Raw genomic sequence first — 16,023 nt, forward strand, 5'->3', positions numbered from 1 at the left:
TCATGACTTGCGATCCACCAGAGCCCGTTCCCGCAAGGGGCGGGCTCTTTTGCTGTTTTCCAGCCGCCGCAATCGTCAGAATACCGGCGAGATCACCGCGAACGTCAATCTGCAAGGCAGAACCCTGCGGCGTCAGTACAATCTCTGAGACCAGTGAGCGGATGACTTCGGCTGCCTGAGCCCGTGTATCATCCTGCTGCAGTGCGTCGTGCAGCGCCGCCACCCGCTCGCGGTAGATCACCGCCATGCTCGGATGCAGAACGGGTGGGGGTTCCTGAGAGGAAGCGAGTATCTTCACAAGTTCGGCTTTCCGTGCTTCGAGCTTGTTGCTCCGTTCTTTGACCATCTCCACCGACATCGCCTCTTTGAGGTAGAGATCCAAAATCCTCTCTAGTTCTCGCTCGACCCGCTTTAATTCAGCACGGGCGACCGCAAGACTGGCACTGGCCTCTAAACGCCTTTCGTTCATCCGGCGGGTAAACTCTTCGCAGAACACCGCGAAGAGCTCCGGGTTCATCAGATGGTCTTTCAGCGCCGTCAACACCCGGGCTTCGAGCTGGTTGCGCCGGATGTTCAGCCGATTATCGCAGGTGCCCTTGTTGCGCGCCGTCGAGCAGCCGACGAGATCGGCCGATACCATCGAATAGCCGCCGCCACACTTGCCGCATTTGGTGAGGCCGGTGAGCAGGTATTTGCCACGCTGGCGTTCATGCAGACGGTTGGAATCGCCGGTCTCCCGGTCAGCCTTGACCGAGCGCTGACGTGCCTTCGCTTGGCCCCATAAATCCTGGTCGATAATGCGCAGTTCGGGCACGTCCAGGGTGATCCATTCCGATTTTGGGTTCATCCGCGAGACCCGCTTGCCGCTGTCAGGATCCTTGATGAAGCGCTGCCGGTTCCAGACCAGCCGGCCGATATACATCTCGTTGTTGAGAATGCCATTGCCGCGCTTGGCATTGCCGTTGATCGTGCTGAAACCCCAGTCGCCGCCACTGGGCGCTTTGATCCGATCCCGGTTCAACTCCGTCGCGATGCGCTTGGGCGATTTACCGGCGGCATAATCTGCGAATATGCGGCGGATTACCGAGGATTCAGCCTCGTTGATCGTCCGATCGCCCCGTACCGGATCGCCATCAGCAGCGAACTTCTTGACCACGTCGTAGCCGTAGGAATTGCCCCCACCGGACTTACCGTGCTCGACCCGGCCACGCAGGCCGCGCCGCACCTTGTCGGCCAGATCCTTGAGGAACAGGGCGTTCATCGTGCCCTTCAGGCCGATATGCAGGTGAGTGACATCACCCTCCGAGAGGGTGACGATGCGCACGCCGCTAAACTGCATGCGCTTGAACAGACCGGCGATATCTTCCTGATCACGTGAAAGTCGGTCCATCGCCTCGGCAAAGACGATCTCGAATCGGCCGCGTGTCGCGTCCTGGATCAGCTCCTGAATGCCGGGTCGGAGCAATGATGCGCCGGAGATCGCCCGGTCCGTGTAGCTATCGACGATCGTCCAGCCCTGCTTTTCGGCATGCAACCGGCACAGCCGCAACTGGTCCTCGATCGAGGCATCGCGCTGGTTCTCCGACGAATAGCGGGCATACAAGGCGACCTTCGGCATGAGCCTCCTTCTCAGCGCTGTGGCGGTTGATCCTCTGTCGGCGCCGCGATCTTATCATAATACGCATCGGCCGCCTGTCTAGCGAGTAATCGCACCATCGCGACCAGCCGTGGGTCCAGCCCCGTGCCATCTGGCGTAAAGCGCAGCCCGTCGTGTGGCGACCCGTCAGGTATTGGTAGGGGAACGATCTTGGGTTCCATTGCTGTCAAACCGCACTGCTACGCGAAATCAACATTCCATTCAGTAGGGTGGCCCTGCGACGCTGGGGAGATGCTGAGACTTTCGACCGCGCGATTTCTGACGACCGGCGCTTTTATCGAAAGTTTGGCGGCAAATACTTGCGCACACGTATGCGGAGCGGGCGGATGAGGATGTTCGAGGGAAATGGTGACCCGTGAGGTCCGTGACTCGCGGCGCCGAGTTGCGCCTTGCGCAATAGATCGATCGGATGCGAAATTTGTGGCGGACCTCAAATAGTGTGGCGTCGCCCGCCTTGGATCATGATCAGACGATCGCGAGATCGAGATCCCTGATAATGCCCGCAAGATCGTTCCTGCAGTCGATCAGTGCGGGTGTCTCGATAGGTTTCAGCTTCGGCAACGCGCGTGCATAGAGCGCGATATTCCGCTCCTCGTTCAGGCGGGACGGATACACAATGCCGTCCACGTTATCGGGATGGTCATGGAAGGCTTTTGACCAGACCCGCGACAATTTCTGATCCTTCGCTCCGACGACATCGGTAGGTATCCCCATCCTCAATCCGGCATCGCCACACAGGTCAACCAGTCGCAGTTCCTTGATAATGGAGATCGCCGCACAGGTGTATCCTGCCAGTTCGGCATAGGGGATCGGGACGGGATCGACATGGCCCTCACCTCGATCCCGCAGGATTGTTTCAACAAACGCGACCTTGACCGTCGAGCCGAGATAGATCACCCCGAATGCCCTTCCCGTAGGGTCGCTGAAGCGGCTGAACGCAGTTCCATAACCCAACGGGTCGGAATGACTGGACGCGTAAAGCCTTCGCCAGACGTTGCCGGCGGCTTCGAGCTTGATGACGAGGGACCGGCCCGCAAACTTCGCGGGCGGATGGGTACCGCTCGACATTTAGGCGAAGGTGCCTTCCGACAGGTTGCGCGCCGCCGCCAGCGCCTGCTCGACGCGGTTCCGTTTCAGCGCGTCGAGCGCTGTCCCGCCGCCTAGTTCCGCATGACGTTGAAGCAGGAATCTGTAGACGGTCCAAGGATGCCCGCCCAACGCCCGGAAAAGATCGGCGAGGCCGGGTAGAGGGCGGCCATCAGGCGTGACTTGCCACTTCGGATATCGCAGCCCACGGGTGGCGCCTGCCAGCGCCAGAACCTCGCCCGTCTTCCGCTTCTGGTTGACCGTCTCGTGCGACGCGCCGATCAGCGTCGCGAATTCTCGCGCTGTCACCATGTCAGAAGATTTCAGGATATCCGCCACCCGGATCGTGCCCCGCGCGCGCCCCGCAGCCAGAGCTTGATCCAGAGCATCGCCTCTGGCAGCCCGGGCGACGATCGCGGGCTCCGCCTTGGGCTTCACCGTGATGATCATGTCGACAGGGTGTCCCAGTCGCTCGGCTTTGGACGCGGCCGCGGCGTAGCTCGTCAACAATTTGCGCATCGAACCCTTATGCTCGCGGAGCATGAGAAAGGATGCCTTGGCGACCGTCACCTCGGTTACCTCGCTTGCCGACCGGCTTGCCGCAATCGCTGACGCTGCCTCGCTGCGGACCCGGATCCGTCCTTCCCGATCTTTCGAACTATCACCGATCTTGATCGACTTGCTGACCGCCATGAGCGCCTCCTGATGCACTCAATTTTGTCAGTCTCATCCGGTTTGTCAAGTTTGTCAGGAGAATTGACCTGACTCGCAAGCACCTGCAATACCCACGTGGCTTTCAGCCGTGACGGCAGGCTACGCCGCCATGTTCGCCCAACCGGAGACGCCGCCAAAGCAATTTCAACATCATCCGCGACGTGACCCCGCGCGGGATGGCGGCACGTTCCGGTTTTGGAGAGGGAGAGTGGCGAGCGGCTTTCCATGGCGGGTCTGTCGGCTGAGAGAGAGGCTCTTGGCCGGCCTGTCGCGGAGAAGTCCCATGAACCAAAGTGTTGTTCCCTCGAGCCGTACCGACATGCCTGGCGAGATCATCGCCACACCAACCGTCTCGGGCGCCTACAAGGTCGATATCTCGCGTGGCGAGCGCATCGGCCGGGTGTCATCGGAGTGGTTCTCGCGGCCGGATGATGAGCGTTACCTTTCGCTGAGCGCCCTCTATGGCGCTGTTCGCGCGCGGGCGGACCGCGCCACCGCGCGCACCGTCGAGACCCGAAACCTGCGTGTCGAGGCGAGCCGCGACGACGCCGAGCGGATGTCCTTGATCGTGCCCGGCCGCGACGAGCCGGTCGCACCAACCCATTGGTCGTTCGGCCAGATGTGCAGCCTGGTGGGTGCGCCCGCTGGATATCTGCGCCAGCTGCCGGCGCCGCTGGCCGGCATCAACATGCAGCATGGCCTGCTGTCGCACCGGGCCGAGCTGGTGAAGACGCTGGAGGCCGAAGACGGCCGAATCGAACTGCGAGCGGTGACCGGCCCTGACTACGGCCGCATCTGGGACCATGAGTTGGTCGCTGCTGTGATGCGTATCGCCGGCGATGGTACCGGCGACACGCGCTGGAAAGTGCCAGGTCTGCTCGATTGGTCGAGCATGACCCATAACCCCTACGTCGAAGTGACCAAGGACACGACCACGCTTTATGCCAGCGACCGCGATGTCTTTCTGTTCCTGGTGGACGATACAAACCCGATCGAGGCGGGGTGCCTGCCGAATGGCGATCCTGATCGCTACTTTCGCGGCTTCTATTGCTGGAACAGCGAGGTCGGTTCGAAGACGCTCGGCATCGCCTCGTTCTATCTCCGCGCGGTGTGCATGAACCGCAATTTGTGGGGCGTGGAGGGCTTCGAGGAGATCAGCATCCGGCACAGCAAGTTCGCCGCGCATCGCTTCGCCCACCAAGCTGCACCCGCGCTGGAACGCTTCGCCACCTCCTCGCCGGCGCCTTTCATCGCCGGCATTCGGGCCGCACGCGAAGCGATCGTTGCCCGAAAAGATGAGGATCGAGACGCCTTCCTCCGCAAGTACGGCTTCAGCAAGACGGAGACGGCGAAGGTCATCGCCACGGTTCTCGACGAAGAAGGCCGACCTCCCGAGAGCGTGTTTGATTTCGTGCAGGGCATCACCGCGCTCGCCCGCTCCAAGCCGCATCAGGACACCAGGCTGGAGCTTGAGGGCAAGGCCAAGATTCTGCTGGAGCGTGCCGCTTGATTGCCGTGAAGCCGAGAAGCGCATCCTGATTCCACGACTTTCTGATTTGGGCATTTTCTTGACTTTCTGACTTCATTCTCGCGGCCCGCGCCTTCTGGCCGCAGACGATGGCGTCGAGGCATCGTTGATTTACCAGGATGATTCGACCCGGAGTCACTGTGACGGAAGGATCCTCGCCTCGCGGGGCCGCTTCGGCCGCCCCGCACCCGTTTCCAGTTCCCATCCACCCCCATTCAAAAGCCCGGCGCGTGCTGGGCTTTTTGCATTTCTGGAGATAAGAACATGGCCAACTATCACACGCCTACCGTCATTCAGCCAACGATTCCGGACGTGGACATGACGCCGCTGGAACGTCTTCTGCTCTCCCATATCTTCAGTGCCGAACCCGATGGCGACGGATTGTATTTCTATGCCGATGAATGTCCGGCCAACATGATCTGGATAAACCGTTCTGAACTCAAAACCGCTCTGGCCGCGTCCAAAGCGGCCGACAGCGACGCAAATGCCTACATCGCGGAGCAACTTTCAGAAGCATCCACGGACGAGGACGAGATCGAGCTGGATCTCAGCATGACATCGTGGGAGTTTCTGTTCAAAAGCATCGTGAAGCGCTCGCCCACGCTTCGTTATATCACGGCGGTCTCGGCCTTCACCTGTAGCCGGATGCGGCCGGATGGATGGGGCGGCATGGCGACATTTATCACCGCCGATGGCATCAAAGGTCAATCGACGAACGACTTCCTCGAAGATTGCCTTGCCGAGATCGAGACCGGCACTGCGGATGAAACGCACAACATTTCCGTCAACAACGGCGAACATTCGGGCGGTACGTAGACGATAGCCGAACGCGGACGCCGCAAGCATCAGGCGGTGAGCACGTTGACCTTCCGGCGTGCCGCCGCCGCCAGCAGTGCGGCATCGCAGGACGCCAGTAGCGCGCTTTTGCGGACGGCCAGTTCGAGATAAGCGGCGTCGTAAAGCGTCAGATTTTCCTCCCGCGACAGGGTTCGCGTCGCACCCCAGGCATGGCTGTCGGTTTCCTCGTCGCTCTTGATCGCGAGGCGTCCAAGCCGCGTCAGGGACCGGTCGGCATAGGCTTCGTCGCAGCGGCCGCGCCTGACCGCATTGCGCAACACGTTGGCAACCTCGATCCGCCACAGCGAGGGCACGATCGCGCCCTCGGCGACCACACGGCGCATCACGGCGTGAGCGGCAGGCGTCCGCTCATCGTCGAACAGCCAGGCGATGGTCATGGACGCATCGAGCACCAGGCTCATCCCCGCCGTCCATCGTCGAGCAGGTCCCGGATGGAAATGCCACCGAGGGAATGACTGCGGCTCTCGGCGATGATTTCCTCGGCCGCGCTCTCCGCGTCCTGGCGCGCCTGAGCATGCGCCGCCCGCCGGCGGACGACGATATCGCCGTCCTGTGTTTCAATCTCCACCTTTTCGCCGTCGGTCAGACCCGCCATGCGCGCGACGTCCATGGGTACGCGAATGGCAAGGTTTTTTCCCCATTTTCCAACAACTGTGCGCGACATGGCAGATTCTCCTTACAGGATAGTCTGGCATATTCCGAGCCTGGACGCAACGATCGGATCAGCTCGAGCGTAGCCACAAAGAGACAGGACGGGAGGAAGTCGGCGAGCCCGGCGCGATCAAGAAAGTGGTCAGCCGGGTTCTCCCCCCCCCCCCGGCTCTCGGGAGAGCCAGAGTGCCGCCGGCGTTCCGTGACGGGTCGATAGATCAGGGAGAGTGGCTCCCGGCTGTTCCGTCATGGAGACAGATCATGCAAGCCGCAGCAAACAAATCTGACGATCACCGCTACGACGACCTGATTGTTCGGGCACTGGCGACCGAGGGTGGTCATCTTTCGATCGGCCGGGGCGGGTTTATCCTCTGGTACGACGATGACGCCCGGCTCTCCGGCTATGATGCCGAGCCGATCAAGGCCGCCTGTATCGAAGCGGGGCTGCCTGTGATCGATAGTCGGCGCCTCGATTTTGCCGCCGTGGTGCGGCTGGCGCTGCAGGGACCGATGATCGCTGTCGGCATGCCGCCTGATCCGTTGCCGCACGACGCGTTCAGCTACGCGCCTTTGGCCGTGGTTGCCGCCGCCTATCGCGCCGCCGGTGCCGAAGTGTTCAATCTTCCGAATGGACCGGCAGAGGATCTCGGCGGCGACGGCGGGGCTTGAGGCCGTCATCGAGAGCGAGAGGGCGGACCGAAGATTCGTGACGGTGCGATAGGTTGGGAGAGTGGCTTCCAGCCGCCCGTCGCGGAGTTCCCGACATGACTAAGACCGTTCAGAAGATCACCCTCAGCGCCTCGCGCGATATCCCCTTCAACCAACTGGTGCTCAGCCAGGCCAACGTCCGGCGGATCAAGGCCGGTGTCTCGATCGAGGAGCTGGCTTTGGATATCGCCCGGCGCAGCCTGCTGCAGAGCCTGACCGTGCGGCCGGTGCTCGACGCCGATGGTGCCGAGACCGGCCTGTTCGAAATCCCCGCTGGCGGGCGCCGCTTTCGGGCGCTGGAATTGCTGGTCAAGCAGAAGCGGCTGGGCCGCACCGCGCCCATTCCGTGCGTGGTGCGCACCGAGGGCATTCCCGAAGAGGACAGCCTCGCGGAGAACGTCCAGCGCGCACCGCTGCACCCGCTCGATCAGTTCCGCGCCTTCCTTACCCTGCGGGAGAAGGGGCTGAGCGAGGAGGAAATTGCCGCGGCGTTCTTCGTCGCCGTTACTGTGGTGAAGCAGCGACTTCGGATTGCCGCAGTCTCGCCGAAGCTGCTCGACGTCTATGCCGAGGACGGCATGACGCTCGACCAGTTGATGGCCTTCACGGTCAGCTCTGATCATGAGCGCCAGGAGCAGGTCTGGGAGGCGATCCAGCGCTCCTACAACAAGGAGCCGTATCAGATCCGCCGGCTGCTGACCGAAGGGGCTGTGCGCAGTTCCGACAAGCGGGCGCAGTATGCCGGTGCCGCCTACGCAGCTGCGGGCGGCGCCGTCATGCGTGATCTGTTCCAGCCGGACGATGGCGGCTGGCTGCAGGATGCCGGTTTGCTCCAGCGCGTCGTCTGCGAGACGCTGGAACGTGACGCGGCAATGATCCGTGCCGAAGGCTGGAAATGGGTCGAAGTGGCGATCGATTTCCCCTATGGCCATACCTATGGCCTGCGGCTGATCGTCGGCGAACAGCCGCCTTTGACCGAGGCGGAGAGCGCAATCATCGAAACGTTGCGGGCCGAGGCCGAACAGCTCGAGGAAGCCCATGCGGATCAAGATGAACTGCCGGACGCGGTCGAGCAGCGCCTGGGCGAAATCGAGACCACGTTGACCGCGATCGAGAGCCGGCCGGTGATCTACGACACCGTCGATATCGCGCGGGCTGGCGCCTTTGTCAGCATCGACGGTTCCGGGCGGCTGCGTGTCGAGCGCGGTTATGTGCGTGCCGAGGACGAGCCGCGGGCCGCCGAGCCGGAGATGTCCGATCCAGACGGTGACAGCGGATCATATGGTGACACCCGGCAAGAGGCCGACGACGACGAACTGGCGGGCTCTCAATCCGGTTCGCATTCCGATGTGGCGAGTGCGGCGCCAACGGGCTACGGTGCCCCGCCACAACCGGAACCCCCGGAGGAAGACGAGGGTATCCGGCCGCTCCCCGACAAACTGCTGACCGAGCTCACCGCGTATCGCACGCTAGCACTGCGCGAAGCGCTCGGTAAAGACCCGGCAACGGCGTTCCTCGCCGTGCTGCATGTTCTCTGCCTCAAGCTGTTCTATCGCTACGGCTCGGATTCCTGTCTGGAGATCGAGCCGAAGAGCGTGATGTTCGGCAATCAGGCGCCGGGGCTGGCCGACACGTCCGTAGCGGCGCGGGTCGATGCGCGGCATCGCGGCTGGGCCGTGCAGCTTCCCGAAGAGCCGGGTACGCTGTGGGATGCGCTGCTGGGCTTTGACACCGACAGCCGCGAAGCGCTGTTCGCCCATTGCGTGTCGCTGACCGTCAACGCGGTTCATGAGGCCTGGAGCCGCCGGCCCAAGGCGATCGCACACGCCGACCGCCTGGCGGACGCCGCCTCGCTCGACATGGTCGCCGCCGGGTGGTCACCGACCGTCGATAACTTCCTTGGCCGGGTGACCAAGGCGCGCATCCTGGACGCCGTGCGGGAGGCGAGGGGCGATGCCCAGGCTCAATCCATCGACCACTTGAAGAAGGGTGAGATGGCGGTTCGGGCCGAGGAACTTCTTGCCGGCTCGGGCTGGTTGCCGGAGCCGCTGCGCACGCCGGGCTGGCAGATGCCCGCCACGATCGTGGACCAAAATACCGAAACCGCGGAGGTGGCTGCCACCACTATGGCAGTTGAACATTCGGCGGCTCACGGCGACGAAGCCCCTATTGACCCGACAGAATCTGACACCACGATGTCCCCGACGGACGATCACGCAGTCGCTGCCGAATAAGCCCAAGCGGCCTGCCCATACAGCCATAGGGACCTGTCGATCGTGACGGGTCCCTTTCTTTTTGAATGCCGGTGCCATGTCGATGTCAGCGTCCGAACTGGCACGCCGCCTTGCGCGCGATGCCGAGGCAGTCTGCCGCTACTATCTCTCCAATGGCCATCGCGAGGGTCGCTATTGGCTGGTGGGCGACGTCGCCAACACGCCCGGCCGCAGCCTGTTCGTCCGCTTGACCGGACCTGAAAGCGGCAAGGGTGCCGCCGGCAATTGGACCGACGGAGCCACGTTTCAGCATGGCGATCTGCTTGACCTCATCGCCCTGAACCGTGGCCTCGATCGGTTCCGCGACGTGCTCGACGAGGCGCAAGTATTCCTGAGCCTGCCGCGCGATAATCCCGCTGATCGACCTTTCGGGCACGTGCCATCCCGAGCAACGCGGGGATCGCCCGAAGCGGCACGCCGTCTGTTCGCAATGGCGCAGCCGATTGCGGGCACCATCGCCGACACATATCTGCGCTGGCGCGGCATCACGGCGTTCCACGGAAGCGCTGCCCTTCGATTCCATCCGCGCTGCTACTATCGGCCATACGCCGAAGCACCAACCGAGATTTGGCCTGCGTTGATCGCCGCCGTCACCGATCTCGACGGCAGGATCACCGGTGCGCACCGCACTTGGCTCGACCCCACCGGCTTTGGCAAGGCGCCTGTCGCGACCCCACGGCGTGCGATGGGCCATCTTCTTGGTCACGGCGTCCGCTTCGGTATGGCGAACCACGTGATGGCGGCCGGCGAGGGCATCGAGACGATGGTGTCGCTCCGATGCGTTCTGCCCAAACTGCCGATGGTCGCGTGCCTATCGGCCAATCATCTTGCCGCCCTGGTTCTGCCGCCCGCGATTTGCCGCCTCTATATCGCGCGCGACAATGACAAGGCTGGCCGTCAGGCGGCGATGCGACTGCGCAAGCGGGTCAGATCGGCCGGGATCGAGGTGCGGATTCTCCGGCCGGTGACCAACGATTTTAATGCCGATCTGCGCCGGTTCGGTGCGGATGCCGTGCGGGCACGATTGCGCGTCCAACTCACCCCGGAGGATGCCGCGCGTTTTGCATCAACTGACCCTGGCAAAGGGATTACAGCGTGAATGGGCTGATCAATCGGCGTGGGTGCGAGAAATTGGCCGCCGGTACCGCCTGTCCTGCGTTCGGGAGCGGGCCGTGCCCTCGGCCTTCTGAGAGCGGCGATCGGGCCAGAGCCGGGCCGGAGCCGCAACGGCGGGCGGCGACTATTTTCCGCCGCGGCCGGGCATCAGCCCACACGAGCCGCAACGTTTCACACCGGCCGCTTTGCATCGCGAGGCAAAATAGCCGCCGCCCGCCGTCCTCCGCTGCGCTCCGGCCGCAGGCGGTGCAGCCCCGGCCCGGCCCCGGCCAAAGCATCGCCGTGAAGGCCGCGATGGGCGCGGCCACCCGAACAAGGACACCGATCATGGCGACCAACCCGCTCCCTCAGCACCACGATTTTGAGCCCGTCCACGCTGCATCTCCGACCGCCCGGGTCCTCGAAGAATTGCAACTCTTCGGCCATCGCCCCTTCCAGGACGAACCCGACCCGCGCCCATTACCCGAAGCCACCCATCTTGAGGGCGCCCTCGCCGATATTTTCGATGTGTTGGTCACCAGTTTTACCGACACGCGTCTCGAACCCGATCTCGCCGATCTGCTCTGGTCACAGGTCAATCTGTTCCACCGCACCGCCGACCGGGTGCAGCGCGCGCTCGACACCAATGAGGACCACCAGCGCCGCAGTCAGCGGGATCAGGACGGCTCGGAAATCCGATCGGTCGAACTGGAACGACTGATCACCGAAGGGCTGACGCTGATCGAGCGCCGCAACGCCTTCGAACTCCTCCGTGATGCCGCCGCCGACCTCTTCGAGCACCACACCGGTTCAACCTGGCGCCCACGCGCTGGATCGATGGTCAACCATCGCACCCTCACCGCGGCGATGATCGACAGCCGCGATTTTATCGCCGCCAAGCGCCGCGCCGAGACCGAAATTCTTCTCCCGGCCGGACCCCGCATCGCCTTTACCGGCGGGGTCGACTGCAACGACCACGACCGCATCTGGGCCACCCTCGACCGGGTACATCGCAAGCACGCCGACATGGTGCTGTTGCACGGGGGCAGCCCGCGCGGTGCAGAACGCATCGCCGCCTGCTGGGCCGATCACCGCAAGGTCACTCAGATCGCCTTCAAGCCCGAGTGGGCCCGGCATAACAAGGCCGCACCATTCAAGCGCAACGACCGGATGCTGGAGGTGATGCCGATCGGGGTGATCGTCTTCCCCGGTTCCGGCATCTGCGAGAACCTCGCCGACAAGGCGCGCGTCCTCGGCATCCCGGTGTGGCGCTTCGGCGAGGGTGGAGGCGGCTGAGGTTCCGTCTGCGAAGTAGGTGAAGAGCCGCACTCTCTCAATAAGAAGCAAGTCCTGGGATCGCCGCCGACAGGAGTTTGACCGTCATCGCAGGACGAAGTTGCTGAACCTTCGAATTTATAGCCGATCGACCGGGTGCGGTGCGGCGGCTTTGCGCTCGCTGTAGCGATCCACCAAGTAATCGGCGCGGTCGCGCAGCAGAAGCGTTAACCGCAGCAATTCCTCCATCACGTCTACCACCCGGTCGTAATAGGCCGAAGGCAGCATGCGGCCGGCTTCGTCGAACTGTTCATAGGCGCGGGCGACGCTGGACTGGTTCGGAATCACTACCATGCGCATCCAGCGGCCGAGCAAACGCAGCGTGTTCACCGCGTTGAAGCTCTGCGACCCGCCGGAGACCTGCATCACCGCGAGCACCCGGCCCTGGGTGGGCCGGACCGCGCCGACTTCCAGCGGGATCCAGTCGATCTGATTCTTCATGACGCCGGTGACCGCGCCGTGCTGCTCGGGGCTGCACCAGACCTGCGCTTCCGACCAGATCGAGAGCGCGCGTAGTTCGGCCACTTTGGGATGATCGGCCGGCACCGTGTTGGTGACGGGCAGGTCGCGCGGATCGTAGATGCGGGTTTCGGCCCCCATCAGATCGAGCAACCGGGCGGCTTCCAGGGTCAAGAATCGCGAATAGGAGCGCCCGCACAACGAGCCATAGAGCAGCAGGACGCGAGATTTATGGGTGGCGCGCGACGTCGGTTCGAGTTGAGAAAGGTCGGGCGGTGCCAGGAGGTCTGGGCACAACGCAGGAAATTTGGTTGGATCATCCATGGCCCAGCGTTCCCACGACGGGCAGCCAAAGTGCAAGAGCGGCAAGCGAGGCGAGCAGCACGGGCGGTGTGATGACCAGGCCGATGCGCATATATTGGCCCCAGGTGATCCGTGTGCCCTTCTGCGCCAGCACGTGCAGCCAGAGCAGGGTGGCAAGGCTGCCGATCGGGGTGAATTTCGGGCCGAGATCGCAGCCGATGATGTTGGCGTAGACCATGGCGTCATGGATGCCGGGGGCCACGTGGCCGAGCTGACCGATCGCCAATGCGCCGACCAGCACGCTCGGCATGTTGTTCATGATCGAGGAGAGCACGGCCGCCAGAATGCCGGTGCCGAGCGAGGCGGCCCAGATGCCGTGCGCGGCGAAGAGCCTGAGGGCGTCGGCGATGTAGTCGGTCAGGCCGGCGTTGCGCAGGCCATAGACGACCAGATACATCCCGAGGCTGAACACCACCACCTGCCAGGGTGCCGAGCGCAGCACGCGGCGAACCTCAATGATCGGGGCGCCGCTTCCGATGGCGCGGCCGGCCAGTGCGAGCAGCACGACGGCACCGATGATCGTGACGAACGACACCGGCACGCCGAGCGGGGCGGTGATGAAATAGGCGATCAGCAACAGCAGCAGAACCGGCCAGGCGGCGCGGAACACCAGCTTGTCGCGGATCGCGGATGCGGGGGCGTCGAGTGCTGCGACGGCGTAGCTCCGGTTGGCGGTGCAGCCATACATCACACCGAGAACGGCGAGAGTCGCGAGCAGTGCGACGATATCGATCGGCACCATGACCACCGCGTAGCGATCGAAGCTGATCTTGAAGTAATTGGCGCTGACGATGTTGACCAGATTGGAGATCACCAAAGGCAGACTGGTGGTATCGGCGACAAAGCCGGTTGCGATGACGAAAGCGAGGGCGACGGTGGGCGGAAATTCGAGGCTGACCAGGATTGCCATCACGATCGGGGTGAGCAGCAGGGCCGCGCCGTCATTGGCAAATACGGCGGCAATGGCAGCCCCCAGCAGCACGATCAGCGGCAGCAGGATCCGGCCGCGGCCACGGCCCCAACGTGCGACATGCAGGGCGGCCCAGCGGAACAGCCCGGCTTCGTCGAGCAGCAGCGAAATGATGATCAGTGCCACGAACGTGAAGGTCGCGTTCCAGACGATGTGCCAGACCGTCGGGATGTTGCGCCAGTGGATCACCCCGAGCGCGAGATCGACGATCGCACCGGCCATGGCACTCCAGCCGATGCCGAGACCGCGCGGCTGCCAGATGACGAACACAAGGGTTGCGATGAACACCGCAAGGGCGAGCATGGACGGCCTCTGATCGAAAAGATTTAGCGGATGCGCTGACCGGCGGAATCGACCACGGCCTCACCGTCTTCCTTGGCAAAGGCAGCGCGTTGCGGTGCCGGCAGGATGTCGAGCACCGTCTCCGACGGTCGGCAGAGTTTAACGCCCAGCGGCGTCACCACGATCGGGCGATTGATCAGAATCGGGTGCGCCATCATCGCATCGAGCAACACGGCGTCGGGCAGGATCGGGTCAGCAAGACCGAGTTCGGCATAGGGTGTATCTTTTTCACGCAGCACGGTGCGCACCGGCACGCCCATCCTGGCGATCAGATCGATCAGGGTTTCGCGCGACGGTGGGGTCTTCAAATATTCGATGATCGTGGGTTCGATGCCGGCGTTGCGGATCAGGGCGAGTACGTTGCGAGACGTGCCGCAGTCGGGGTTGTGGTAGATCGTGACGGTCATGCCGCCGAACCTTCTTCGGTAATCACCCCCATCCGACCGATCTCCTGCGTACGGCGGGCGAGGGAGGCGCGTTCCAGCTTGCCGAAAGGCAGGCTCACGAACAGTTTTATCCGTGTCTCCAGCATCCGGAATGCATCGCGAAAAGCGGTCAGTTGATCAAGTTCACTGCCACAAGCCGCGGTAGGGTCGGGAACACCCCAATGTGCGGTCATGGGTTGACCGGGCCAGATGGGGCAGACCTCGCCTGCGGCGTCGTCGCAGACCGTGAACACGAAATCCATTGCCGGTGCGCTTGGTTGCGCGAATTCGTCCCAGGATTTCGAGCGCAAGCCCGCGGTTGGCAACCCGGCTTCCTCAAGCATTCGGATCGCCATTAGATGGACGGCACCTTTGGGATGACTTCCGGCGGAAAACCCCCGAAATTTGCCATCCCCCCAGCGCTCGACCAGCCGTTCGGCCATGATGCTGCGCGCGGAATTGCCGGTGCAAAGGAACAGCACGTTGAGCGTCTGCTCGGTCACGCCGATTTTCCTTTGGCCAGAAGCGCCTTTTGCTTCGCCGATGGTCGAGCGGGATTGCAGCTGGGGGCGCAGACCGGCATCTCCTGGCCACAGCAATTCTGCACCAGAAATCCGACCAAGCTGTTCATCGCACCGAAATCGGCGGCATAGATCACATGCCGGCTGGCCCGCCGCTGGCTGATCAGCCCGGCGCGCAGCAGCGCCTGGATGTGAAACGTCAGTGAGGATGGCACCAGGCCGATACGTTCGGCGATTTCCCCGGCCGGCAATCCCGCGGGACCGGCCTCGACCAGCAGGCGATAGGCAGCGAGGCGATGCTCATGGGCGAGTGCGGCCAGGGCAACAATCGTCCAGGTGGAGTCGGGTTTCCTTGGGCTGCTCATCATATATTTCCATATTTATCGTATGATGGTGTCATTAAGGAGCCAATCATGCGGCAGTCAACCCCGGCAGGTCGCACCATTGTGAAATTATCTTGACGGTTTATGGACTACAGTTCTACAAGACTCGTAATATCAAAACGTAAGGGGAAACGCCGATGAAATTATCGCGTCGAGGGTTCGTCCAGGTCTCCGCCGCAACTGGCGCCGTTGCCCGCCCTATCCTGGCTCACGCCAGTTCGATGATGCCCGATGGCAAGCCGTGGCCTTCCATCAAGGTCGGCAATGCTAATCAACTGAGCGCCGGCAAGCCGATTTCTTTCAACTATCCCGATGCCGGCTCCCCCGCATGGCTGCTGAAGCTCAAAGCGCCTGCCTACGAAGGTATTGGGCCGGACCGTAGCATCGTCGCCTTCTCCGGCATCTGTACGCATATGGGCTGCCCGGTCGCCTTCAAAGGCGGTCGGTTTATCTGCCCATGCCACTACTCCATGTTCGATCCGGCCAAAAACGGTGTGCCCTATCAGGGCCTGGCATCGGATTATCTGCCACAGATCAAGCTGCGGATCGACGCTACCAGCGGCGACATCCATGCCGACGGCGTGTCCGGCCTGATCTGGGGACGCCAGAACGACGCGGCCTAACAATCCAGAAATATCGATCAAATCCGGGGGAG

Annotated in this window: 17 protein-coding genes; 7 read left to right on the top strand and 10 right to left on the bottom strand. The window is 62.9% G+C overall.

All coding sequences use genetic code 11. The features are described from left to right. The 3 genes from APM_RS16135 to APM_RS16145 all read right to left on the bottom strand — a co-directional run. A partial coding sequence (locus APM_RS16135; RefSeq protein WP_007424451.1) for a recombinase family protein occupies nucleotides 1–1,618 on the bottom strand: 1,618 nt, incomplete at its 3' end. 504 nt (nucleotides 1,619–2,122) lie between these two features. Continuing rightward, on the bottom strand, nucleotides 2,123–2,725 hold the full coding sequence (locus APM_RS16140) for an RES family NAD+ phosphorylase (RefSeq protein WP_039889009.1): 603 nt from the start codon (nucleotides 2,723–2,725) through the stop codon (nucleotides 2,123–2,125). Further along, on the bottom strand, nucleotides 2,726–3,436 hold the full coding sequence (locus tag APM_RS16145) for a hypothetical protein (RefSeq protein WP_007424453.1): 711 nt from the start codon (nucleotides 3,434–3,436) through the stop codon (nucleotides 2,726–2,728). Between the two features lie 340 nt (nucleotides 3,437–3,776). Here APM_RS16145 and APM_RS16150 point away from each other — a divergent pair, with 340 nt between their 5' ends. Beyond that, nucleotides 3,777–4,967 carry a hypothetical protein gene (locus APM_RS16150; RefSeq protein ID WP_039889011.1) on the top strand — a complete coding sequence of 397 codons (1,191 nt, stop codon included), beginning with the start codon at nucleotides 3,777–3,779 and terminating at the stop codon, nucleotides 4,965–4,967. Between the two features lie 282 nt (nucleotides 4,968–5,249). Then, nucleotides 5,250–5,801 (top strand): hypothetical protein, encoded by a 552-nt coding sequence (locus APM_RS16155; RefSeq protein WP_007424455.1) that lies wholly within the window; start codon nucleotides 5,250–5,252, stop codon nucleotides 5,799–5,801. Between the two features lie 29 nt (nucleotides 5,802–5,830). Here the strand turns inward: APM_RS16155 and APM_RS16160 are convergent, their stop codons facing one another. Both APM_RS16160 and APM_RS16165 read right to left on the bottom strand, forming a co-directional pair. Beyond that, nucleotides 5,831–6,244: a type II toxin-antitoxin system VapC family toxin gene (locus tag APM_RS16160; RefSeq protein WP_007424456.1), complete on the bottom strand. Its 414-nt coding sequence runs from the start codon at nucleotides 6,242–6,244 to the stop codon at nucleotides 5,831–5,833. Next, nucleotides 6,241–6,507, bottom strand: coding sequence for an AbrB/MazE/SpoVT family DNA-binding domain-containing protein (locus APM_RS16165; RefSeq protein WP_083818700.1), 267 nt, complete (start codon nucleotides 6,505–6,507; stop codon nucleotides 6,241–6,243). Before APM_RS16165 ends, APM_RS16160 begins: the two co-directional genes overlap by 4 nt. A gap of 173 nt (nucleotides 6,508–6,680) precedes the next feature. Here APM_RS16165 and APM_RS16170 point away from each other — a divergent pair, with 173 nt between their 5' ends. From APM_RS16170 to APM_RS16185, 4 genes are all read left to right on the top strand, one after another. Further along, a complete protein-coding gene (locus APM_RS16170; RefSeq protein ID WP_241763181.1) occupies nucleotides 6,681–7,163 on the top strand; it encodes a hypothetical protein in 483 nt (160 codons plus the stop codon). 95 nt (nucleotides 7,164–7,258) lie between these two features. After that, a complete protein-coding gene (locus tag APM_RS16175; protein WP_007424458.1) occupies nucleotides 7,259–9,436 on the top strand; it encodes a ParB/RepB/Spo0J family partition protein in 2,178 nt (725 codons plus the stop codon). 76 nt (nucleotides 9,437–9,512) lie between these two features. Next, entirely contained in the window at nucleotides 9,513–10,574 is a 1,062-nt protein-coding gene (locus APM_RS16180; protein WP_039889014.1) for a toprim domain-containing protein, read from the top strand. Nucleotides 10,575–10,918: 344 nt separating this feature from the next. Further along, entirely contained in the window at nucleotides 10,919–11,866 is a 948-nt protein-coding gene (locus APM_RS16185) for a DUF2493 domain-containing protein (RefSeq protein ID WP_050807211.1), read from the top strand. A 117-nt stretch (nucleotides 11,867–11,983) separates the two neighbouring features. Here the strand turns inward: APM_RS16185 and arsH are convergent, their stop codons facing one another. The 5 genes from arsH to APM_RS16210 are packed head-to-tail and all read right to left on the bottom strand — an operon-like array spanning nucleotide 11,984 to nucleotide 15,353. After that, nucleotides 11,984–12,688, bottom strand: coding sequence for an arsenical resistance protein ArsH (arsH, locus tag APM_RS16190; protein WP_039889016.1), 705 nt, complete (start codon nucleotides 12,686–12,688; stop codon nucleotides 11,984–11,986). Beyond that, nucleotides 12,681–14,000, bottom strand: a complete 1,320-nt coding sequence (locus APM_RS16195) for an arsenic transporter (RefSeq protein ID WP_007424462.1) — start codon at nucleotides 13,998–14,000, stop codon at nucleotides 12,681–12,683. The genes arsH and APM_RS16195 overlap by 8 nt, the downstream gene beginning before the upstream one ends. Nucleotides 14,001–14,023: 23 nt before the next feature. Next, complete coding sequence (arsC, locus tag APM_RS16200; protein ID WP_007424463.1) at nucleotides 14,024–14,446, bottom strand: arsenate reductase (glutaredoxin); 423 nt, start codon at nucleotides 14,444–14,446, stop codon at nucleotides 14,024–14,026. Continuing rightward, complete coding sequence (locus tag APM_RS16205) at nucleotides 14,443–14,907, bottom strand: arsenate reductase ArsC (protein WP_241763190.1); 465 nt, start codon at nucleotides 14,905–14,907, stop codon at nucleotides 14,443–14,445. The genes arsC and APM_RS16205 overlap by 4 nt, the downstream gene beginning before the upstream one ends. Nucleotides 14,908–14,963: 56 nt before the next feature. After that, nucleotides 14,964–15,353, bottom strand: a complete 390-nt coding sequence (locus APM_RS16210) for a helix-turn-helix transcriptional regulator (protein ID WP_007424465.1) — start codon at nucleotides 15,351–15,353, stop codon at nucleotides 14,964–14,966. A 152-nt stretch (nucleotides 15,354–15,505) separates the two neighbouring features. Between APM_RS16210 and APM_RS16215 the strand changes: the two genes are divergently transcribed. Next, a complete protein-coding gene (locus APM_RS16215; RefSeq protein ID WP_039889018.1) occupies nucleotides 15,506–15,991 on the top strand; it encodes an arsenate reductase (azurin) small subunit in 486 nt (161 codons plus the stop codon). Nucleotides 15,992–16,023 lie beyond the last annotated feature (32 nt).

The sequence above is a fragment of the Acidiphilium sp. PM genome (assembly GCF_000219295.1).
Lineage (GTDB): Bacteria > Pseudomonadota > Alphaproteobacteria > Acetobacterales > Acetobacteraceae > Acidiphilium > Acidiphilium multivorum.

Coding starts and splice junctions, on each gene's coding strand:
- APM_RS16150 (WP_039889011.1), top strand. CDS start 3,777: ATGCCTGGCGAGATCATCGCCACACCAACCGTCTCGGGCGCCTACAAG.
- APM_RS16140 (WP_039889009.1), bottom strand. CDS start 2,725: ATGTCGAGCGGTACCCATCCGCCCGCGAAGTTTGCGGGCCGGTCCCTC.
- APM_RS16155 (WP_007424455.1), top strand. CDS start 5,250: ATGGCCAACTATCACACGCCTACCGTCATTCAGCCAACGATTCCGGAC.
- APM_RS16145 (WP_007424453.1), bottom strand. CDS start 3,436: ATGGCGGTCAGCAAGTCGATCAAGATCGGTGATAGTTCGAAAGATCGG.
- APM_RS16185 (WP_050807211.1), top strand. CDS start 10,919: ATGGCGACCAACCCGCTCCCTCAGCACCACGATTTTGAGCCCGTCCAC.
- arsH (WP_039889016.1), bottom strand. CDS start 12,688: ATGGATGATCCAACCAAATTTCCTGCGTTGTGCCCAGACCTCCTGGCA.
- APM_RS16160 (WP_007424456.1), bottom strand. CDS start 6,244: ATGAGCCTGGTGCTCGATGCGTCCATGACCATCGCCTGGCTGTTCGAC.
- APM_RS16205 (WP_241763190.1), bottom strand. CDS start 14,907: ATGGCCGAACGGCTGGTCGAGCGCTGGGGGGATGGCAAATTTCGGGGG.
- APM_RS16165 (WP_083818700.1), bottom strand. CDS start 6,507: ATGTCGCGCACAGTTGTTGGAAAATGGGGAAAAAACCTTGCCATTCGC.
- arsC (WP_007424463.1), bottom strand. CDS start 14,446: ATGACCGTCACGATCTACCACAACCCCGACTGCGGCACGTCTCGCAAC.
- APM_RS16180 (WP_039889014.1), top strand. CDS start 9,513: ATGTCGATGTCAGCGTCCGAACTGGCACGCCGCCTTGCGCGCGATGCC.
- APM_RS16195 (WP_007424462.1), bottom strand. CDS start 14,000: ATGCTCGCCCTTGCGGTGTTCATCGCAACCCTTGTGTTCGTCATCTGG.
- APM_RS16210 (WP_007424465.1), bottom strand. CDS start 15,353: ATGATGAGCAGCCCAAGGAAACCCGACTCCACCTGGACGATTGTTGCC.
- APM_RS16215 (WP_039889018.1), top strand. CDS start 15,506: ATGAAATTATCGCGTCGAGGGTTCGTCCAGGTCTCCGCCGCAACTGGC.
- APM_RS16175 (WP_007424458.1), top strand. CDS start 7,259: ATGACTAAGACCGTTCAGAAGATCACCCTCAGCGCCTCGCGCGATATC.